General features: G+C 74.2%; 2 protein-coding genes. Both read right to left on the bottom strand.

Annotated features, from left to right (window positions below; genetic code table 11):
- Positions 1-10: 10 nt before the first annotated feature.
- Positions 11-6634, bottom strand: a complete 6624-nt coding sequence (locus OG332_RS33260) for a non-ribosomal peptide synthetase (protein ID WP_327416900.1) — start codon at positions 6632-6634, stop codon at positions 11-13.
- A gap of 207 nt (positions 6635-6841) precedes the next feature.
- Entirely contained in the window at positions 6842-7636 is a 795-nt protein-coding gene (locus tag OG332_RS33255) for a thioesterase II family protein (RefSeq protein WP_327416899.1), read from the bottom strand.
- Positions 7637-7856: the final 220 nt, after the last annotated feature.

Below are 7856 nucleotides of genomic sequence, written 5' to 3'. Positions count from 1 at the left end.
CGGGATCATTTTACTGTCCACTCCTGTCCATCTTGCGCAGTCGAGGCCGGCTCGACGTGCCTGCGTTCTTGACCGTGCGCGAAAGCTCTGAAATTGCGTGGTTCTCGAAGATCGACCGCAAAGGCACGCTCACCCCGAGCACCTTCCGGATACGGCTGGTGAGCCGTGTTGCCAGCAGGGAGTTGCCCCCCAGTGCGAAGAAGTCGTCGTTCATGCCGACCCGTTCCACGCCGAGCACCTCCGCCAGCAGCTCGCAGAGAGCCGCCTCCTCGGGAGTGCGCGGCGCGCGGTAGGGGCGGCCGGCCGGTTCGGGTTCGGGCAGCGCGGCCCGGTCGAGGCGGCCGCCGGGCGTCATCGGCAGCCGCTCCAGGGTCACGAGGACCGCGGGGACCAGGGCCGCGGGCAGGCAATGCGCCGCGTGGGCCCGTACCTCGTCGGCGTAGGCCCCGGGCTCGGCGCCGTACGGCTCGGCGGGTACGAGGTAGCCCACCAGCTGCGCGGTCCCGCCCGGCCCGTGGCCCTCGCGGGCGACCACGGCGGCCTGCGCCACCCCGGGGTGCCCGGTCAGGACGGCCTCGACCTCGGCGGGCGCGATCCGCGTGCCGCGGACGGCCGCCTCCGCGTCGCCGCGCCCGAGGAACTCCAGCCGGTCGTCCCCGGTCCAGCGGACCAGGTCGCCGGTGCGGAACATCCGCGATCCGGCCGGGCCGTACGGGTCGGCGACGAACCGCTCGGCGGTCAGTCCGCCGTGCCCCCGGTAGCCGCGGGCCGGCGCGCCGCCCGCGAGGTACAGCTCCCCGACCGCGCCGTGCGGCACCGGAGTGAGGCCGGCGCCGAGGACGTACGCCCGCACTCCGGCGAGCGGTGTCCCGGCGGGCACGGCCGCGGTGCCCGGCGGCTCCTCCCCGTCCGGCGGTGAGAAGGCGGTGGCGAAGCCGGTCTCGGGGTGCCCGTGGAGGTTGACCAGCCGGGCCCCGGGGGCGGACTCGGCCGCCCGCCGCGCCAGCGCGGCCGGCAGCGGCTCGCCCGAGAACACGATCGTGTCCGCGTGCAGATCCCCGGCCACCTCGTCGAGCAGGTCGGCGAAGGCCGAGGGGGTCGTCGCGAGCGCCCCGCGCGCGGCGGCGGAGGGGCCGAGGAGGCGGTGCCCGGCGAGGGCCCGCGGATCGGGCAGCACCTCGACGCCCCCGCCGCCGCAGAGCGCGGCGAGGATCTCCAGGACGGGCGGTTCGATGTCTCCCGGAAGCCCGGCCAGCAGCCGCGGGCCGGCCGCGGAGCCGAGCCGCGCGAGCAGCCCCGTCACCCGGTCGGCCGCGTTCCGGTGGGTGGTCTCCACCCCGGTCGGCCCGCCCGGACCACCGCAGGCGTACGAGAGGTACGCGAGCCCGTCGGGCCGCCGGACGGGGGCCGCCGGAGCGCAGGCGCCGTCCCCGGAGCCCAGTTCGTCCAGGTGCGCGGCCGGGACCGCGGTGCCCGCCGCGGCGGCCGCCGTGTCCGGGTCGGTGAGCACGAGCAGCGGCCGCGCGTCGGCCAGGACGCGCGCGAGGCGGCCGGCCGGGTGGCGCGGGTCGAGCGGCAGGGCGGCGGCGCCGGACTTCAGTACGCCGAGCAGCGCGACCACCAGGTCCGCCGACCGGGGCAGGGCCAGGGCCACCGGGGTCTCCGGGCCGGCCCCTCGGGCGATCAGGCCGTGTGCCAGCCGGTTCGCCCGCTCGTCGAGTTCCCGGTAGGTCAGGGACTCCGCGCCCGAGACCACGGCCACGGCCTCGGGGGTGGCGGCGGCCTGCCGCTCGAACAGCTCCGGGACGGTCGTCCCGCCGGCGTCCGCGCCGGTGGTCTGCGGGCCCGCGCCGAGCCCGTTCAGCAGCCGGTCCCGCTCGGCGGGCTCCAGTACGTCCACGGCGCCCACCCGGCGGCCGGTGTCCTCGGCCAGCTGCCGCAGGATCGCGGCGAACCGGGCGGCGAGGGACTCGGCCACGGCGGGGTCGAGCACGGTGCGCTGGTACTGCACCGCCAGGCGCAGCCGGTCGGGCTCGATGAAGGCGAGCACCGTCACCGGGTAGTGGCTGGCGGTGAAGGAGCGGATGCCGGTGATCGAGATCCCGGCCGCGCGGCTGGCCTCGACGATGCCGGCCCGGTCCATCGGGAAGGACTCGAAGCCGACGATCGTGTCGAAGAGGGCGTCCATCCCGGCGGCCTGCTGGATCTCGCTCAGGCCGAAGTGGTGGTGGTCCATCAGCGCGGCCTGCCGGCCCTGCACCGCGGTCAGCAGCTCGGCGAGGGTGTCCGCGGGGGCGCACCGCACGCGTACCGGCAGGGTGTTGAGGAACATGCCGACGGTGGAGTCGGCGCCGGGCAGGGCGGGCGGGCGGCCGGCGACGGTGGAGGCGAACACCACGTCCTGGCGGCCGGTGAGCTGGGCCAGCAGGATCGCCCAGGCGCCCTGGACCACCGTGTTCAGGGTGACGCCGAGATCGGAGGCACGCCGGAACAGCTCGCGGGAGGCCTCGACGGGCAGCGGCACCTCAGCCTGCCGCATGGCGATGTCCTCGGCGGACTCGGGTGCCCCGGCGGACTCGGCGGCCCCGGCGGCCGGGGCGGCCACCACCGGGGCGAGCAGCGTCGGCTCCCCCAGTCCGCTGAGCTCCTCGCGCCAGACGCGGGCGGACTCCTCGGGGTCCTGTCGGGAGAGCCAGGCGAGGAAGTCCCGGTAGTCGCGGGCGGGTTCCAGGCCGGCGGCCTGCCCGGAGGCCTGCCCCGCCGATCCGTAGAAGGTGAGCAGGTCCTGCATGAGCAGGGGCACCGACCAGCCGTCGAACAGCACGTGGTGGGCGGTCAGTACGAGTTCGTACGTCTCCTCGCCGGTCCGGATCAGCGTCATGCGCAGCATCGGCGGCGCGATCTGGTCGAAGTGCGTGGTCAGGTCCTCGGCGAGGAACCGCTCGAAGGCCTCCGTGCGTTCCGCCTCGCCGAGCCCGGACAGGTCGAGGTCCTGCCAGGGCAGGGTGACGGAGTCCAGGATGAGTTGGACCAGGTCCCCGTACGCGTTGGGCACGAAGGCGGTCCGCAGGCTGGAGTGCCGCTCCAGCAGGGACTGTCCGGCGGCGCGCAGCCGGCCGGCGTCCACCCGCCCGGACAGGTGCAGGGCGTACTGCACCTGGTAGGCGTCGAAGGAGGAGTCCTCGAAGATCGAGTGGAACAGCAGGCCCGACTGGAGCGGGGTGGTGGGCCAGACGTCGGTGAGGCCCGGGAAGCGCCGCTCCCAGCCGTCGATGTCGGACTGGCTCGCGGTCACCAGCGGCAGGTCCGAGGGGGTCAGACCGCCGGCGCCGGGCCGGGCCGCGTAGCGGGCGAGGCCCTCCAGGGCGGCGCACCACAGGTCGGCGAGCTCCCGTACCTCCGCCGGGGTGAGCACTCCCTCCGGCGCGCTGAAGGCGGCGTTCAGGACCGGGCCGGCCGGCTGGTCGCTGACCGTGGCGTTGATGTCGAGTTCGGCGGAGGCGGGCATCCGCGGGTCCTGGGCGGCGTCGAGCTCGGCCAGTTCGGCGATGTCGGCCGCCTCGGGGGCCTGGGTGAAGCCCGCCCCGCCCTGTTCGCCGGGCCGGTCGGTGCCGGCGGCGAAGCGGCCCAGGTAGTTGAAGCCGACCTGCCCGAGGGGGTATTCGGCCAGCTGGGCGGCGGTCTGCGGGTTCAGGTGGCGCAGCAGGCCGTAGCCGATGCCCTTGTCGGGCAGGGAGCGGAGCTGCTCCTTGACCTTCTTGACGGCGAGGCCGGCGGCCGGTCCACCCGCGAAGGCCTCGTCGAGGTCCACCCCGGCGAGGTCGAGGCGCACCGGGAAGGCGGTGGTGAACCAGCCCAGCGTGCGGGCGAGGCTCGCGCCGGGTGCGGCGGCCTCCTCGCGGCCGTGTCCTTCGAGGCGGATCAGCGCGCAGGTCTCGTCGACGGAGCGGGTACGCCGCCACTGCGCGAGCGCCAGGGCCAGTGCGGCCAGCAGTCCGTCGTTGACCCCGCCGTGGAAGGCCGCGGGCAGGTCGGTCAGTACGGCTTCGGTGACGGAGACCGGGAGCTGGACGTGGGTGACGCGGACGGAGGACCGTACGTCGACGGCCGGATCCAGCCGGCGGGTGCCGAGCAGCGGGTCGGGGCCCTCGACGACCGAGCGCCACAGGTCCAGCTCCGCGACCCGCTCGGGGCGCAGGGCTTCGTCGGCCATGGCGTGCGCCCACCGGCGCATCGACGTTCCCACGGGCGGCAGTTCGGGGGTGTGGCCGGAGCTGATCTGCTGCCAGGCCGAGGCGAGGTCGGGCATCAGGATGCGCCAGGACACCCCGTCCACGATCAGGTGGTGGAGGACGAGCAGGAGCCGTCCGGTGCCACCGCGCTCGGCACCCTCGGCGGCCTCGGCACCTTCGCTGCCGGACGCATCGAACCAGACGAACCGGGCGACCGCGCCCGCCGCCGGGTCCAGCTGCTGCGCGGCCTCCTCCAGTTCCGCGAGCAGCAGGCTCCGCCAGGACTCGGCGTCCCAGCGGCCGTCGCACGCGACGCGGTGCAGCAGCGGCTCCACGTCCACGCAGCCGGCGGGCGCGACCACCAGTCCGTCGGCCTCACCGTCGCCCTCGGCGTCGGCGACGAGGCGGGAGCGCAGCAGGTCGTGGCGGTCCACCACGGCCGTCAGGGTGGCGGCCAGGCCGGCCCGGTCGATGCCCTCGGGCAGCTCCAGCACCATGGCCTGCAGGAAACGGTCGAAGCCGGGGCCCCACTCGCGGATCCAGCGGGCGACGGGCAGCAGCGGCATCCATCCGGTGCCCCCGCCGTCCAACTCCTCCAGGACCGGGCCGGTGTGGGCGCCCTCCCCGTTCGCGACGGCGATCTCGGCGAGGCGGGCGACGGTCCGCTGCTCGAAGACCTGGCGGGCGGTGACGACCAGGCCGCGGGCCCGGGCCCAGGACACGACCTGGAGCGACTGGATGCTGTCGCCGCCGATGGTGAAGAAGTCGTCGTCGATGCCGACCTGGCCCACGCCCAGCGCCTTGGCGAAGAGGTCGGCGAGGATCTCTTCCTGCGGGGTGCGCGGGGCCCGGTAGGTCTCGCCCTTGAACTCGGGTTCCGGCAGGCGGGCCTTGTCGAGCTTGCCGTTCGGGGTCAGGGGCAGCCGGTCCAGCAGGACGAAGGCGGCGGGGACCATGTGGTCGGGCAGGTGCTCGGCGGCGAAGGCGCGCAGCTCGCCGGCACCGAAGCCGGAGTCGAGGGCGATGCTGCCGTAGGCGCTGCCCTGGGGGCCCGCCCGGCCGGGGCGGCCGGAGGCCGCGGGAACGACGTAGGCCACCAGCTGGCGGCTGCCGCGCCGCTCGTACGGCAGGACCGCGGTGTCCGCCACGCCGGGGTGTCCGCTGAGCACCGCCTCGATCTCGAGCGGCTCGATCCGGATGCCGCGGATCTTGACCTGGGTGTCGGCGCGCCCGTGGAAGACGAGTTCGCCCTCCGGGGTCCGCTCCACGAGGTCGCCGGTCCGGTACATCCGCGTGCCGGGCCCGCCGAAGGGGCAGGCCACGAAACGCTGGGCGGACAGGTCGGGGCGGCCCAGGTAGCCGCGGGCCAGCGAGGCGCCGGAGACGTACAGTTCGCCGATCACGCCGGCGCCGACCGGGCGGAGCGCGTCGTCCAGGACGTGCACGTCGGTGTCGGTGATCGAGCGTCCGATCGGCGGTACGCGGCCGTCGCCGGCCAGCGGCGCGCTCATCGTGGCGCACACGGTCGTCTCCGTGGGCCCGTACGCGTTGATCATGCGGCGGCCGGACGACCAGGTGGCGACCAGCTCGGGGGTGGTGGCGTCACCGGCGACCACGAGGGTCTCGACGGAAGCCATGGCCCCGGCCGGGAGTGCGGCGAGCACCGGGGGCGGCAGCGTCACGTGGGTGACGCCGTGCCGGGCGATGGTGTCGGCCAGGGGGTCGCCGGGGGCCAGCGCCTCCTTGTCGGCCAGCACGAAGGCGGCGCCGGAGAGCAGGCCCATGCACATCTCCCACACCGAGGCGTCGAAGCTCGGCGAGGCGAACTGCAGCACCCTGCTCGCGGGGCTCACGTTGAGCCGCTCGACGTGCGTAGCGAGCAGCGGGGCGAGGCCGTTGTGGGTGACGGCGACGCCCTTGGGCCGGCCGGTGGAGCCCGAGGTGTAGATGACGTACGCGGTCTGCGCCACCCGCTGCGGGCGGATCCGGTCCGCGTCGGTCAGCGGGCCGGCCGCCTCGGCGGAGACCGCCGCCGCCGTCTCGGGGGCGTCCAGCAGCAATACGGGGGCGGGGAGTTCGGGCAGCAGGCCGCCGGTGACGGTGTCCGCCAGGACCAGGCGGGCGCCGGAGTCCTCCACCATGTACTCGAGGCGGTCGGCGGGGTACGCGGCGTCCATCGGCAGGTACGCGCCGCCCGCCTTGAGCACCGCGAGGACGGCCACCCACAGCTCCGGCGACCGCTGCGCGGCCACACCCACGACCGACTCCGGTCCGACTCCGCGTCCGACCAGGACCCGGGCGAGGCGGTTGGCCCGCGCGTCGACCTCGCGGTAGGTCAGCGAGGTTTCGCCGAAGACCAGCGCGACGGCATCCGGCGCGGTGACGACCTGCTTCTCGAACATCTCAGGAATCGTCGCCACCGGCACCGCCGTGTCATGGAACGAGCACAAAGCGACCATCCCCCAATGGTTGGACATGAAGACCGGAATCTTGTGGGTTTGATTTCTCATTGATCTCAGCCGGCGGGCGGTGCGGCAAGCCCGAAAAAGCCGCCACACAGGAATTTCCCGCGGAATCCGCGCCGCCCGTGATGCGGCCCGATGGGGAGCTTAGGGCTCCAGCACCGTACCGGCGATGAATTCCAGGAGCTCGGCGCTCAGTCCGGGCTCGAAGAGATAGAAATGCCCGCTGGGGTAGACACGCAGGTCGAAGGCGGTGTCCGTGTGCGCGCCCCAGGTCTCCATCTCGTCCAGCGGCGCCCGGCTGTCGGACTCGCCGACCAGCGCGGTGATCGGCACGTCCAGCCGCGCGTCGACGGGCATGGCGTGCTGCTCCCAGAGGGAGAAGTCGTCCATCACGGACGGCAGCAGGGCCTCCATGGCGTCCTCGTCGTCGGCGAGCTCCTCGTCGAAGCCGCCGAGCCGCAGCACCTCGGCACGGAACTCCTCGTCGGACAGTCCGTGCAGCTGGGGCCGGTTGCGGAAGGGCTCGGGCGAGGCCTGGCCGGAGAGGAACAGGTGGGCCGGCCGGGGGCCGCCGCGCGACTGGAGCGCCAGCGCCAGCTCGAAGGCCAGCAGGGCCCCGCAGGAGTGGCCGAAGAAGGAGAACGGGCCGTCCAGGACGGGGCGCAGGGCCTGCATCAGGGCCCGGACGAGCGGGCCGACCTCGGTGGCGGGGTCCTCCATGATGCGGTTCTGCCGGCCGGGCAGCTGCACCGCGACCACCTCGATGTCGGCCGGGAGTTCCTGCACCCAGTCGGCGAAGGCACCCGCTCCGCCGCCGGCCTGCGGGAAGCAGACCAATTGATGGCGGTGTCCGGGCCGTCGCGCCCGCCATATGAAGGGACTTTCGACGACCAGTCCGGCGGCGGTTTCCGTTGCGTGGCTGCGCGTGTGTATGACCATGACCCCTCTGCAGATTTCGGTGGAAGCGGAAAGCAGAAGAAAGTGGAATGCAGTACCGGGTGCGCTGGTGCAGCGGGCCGGATCGGTCACGGCCTATTTCCCGCACTTCCGCAATTGATCGTAGGAGTGGCCCTCCGGCGAGGCAAGGAATGCCCGCACAGCCCTGCCGGACGGGCACTGGTGAGCGATTCCTCCTTGCGTTTTCGGCCATCGCGCCCCG

Origin of the sequence: Streptomyces sp. NBC_01233 (genome assembly GCF_035989305.1) — a bacterium.
Taxonomy (GTDB): domain Bacteria; phylum Actinomycetota; class Actinomycetes; order Streptomycetales; family Streptomycetaceae; genus Streptomyces.
The sequence above is the reverse complement of the archived record's forward strand: the minus strand, read 5'-3'. Positions and strand labels throughout refer to the sequence as shown.

What these genes read in the sequence shown, in the direction of transcription:
- OG332_RS33260 (WP_327416900.1), bottom strand. Translation starts at nt 6,634, where the DNA reads ATGTTCGAGAAGCAGGTCGTCACCGCGCCGGATGCCGTCGCGCTGGTC.
- OG332_RS33255 (WP_327416899.1), bottom strand. Translation starts at nt 7,636, where the DNA reads ATGGTCATACACACGCGCAGCCACGCAACGGAAACCGCCGCCGGACTG.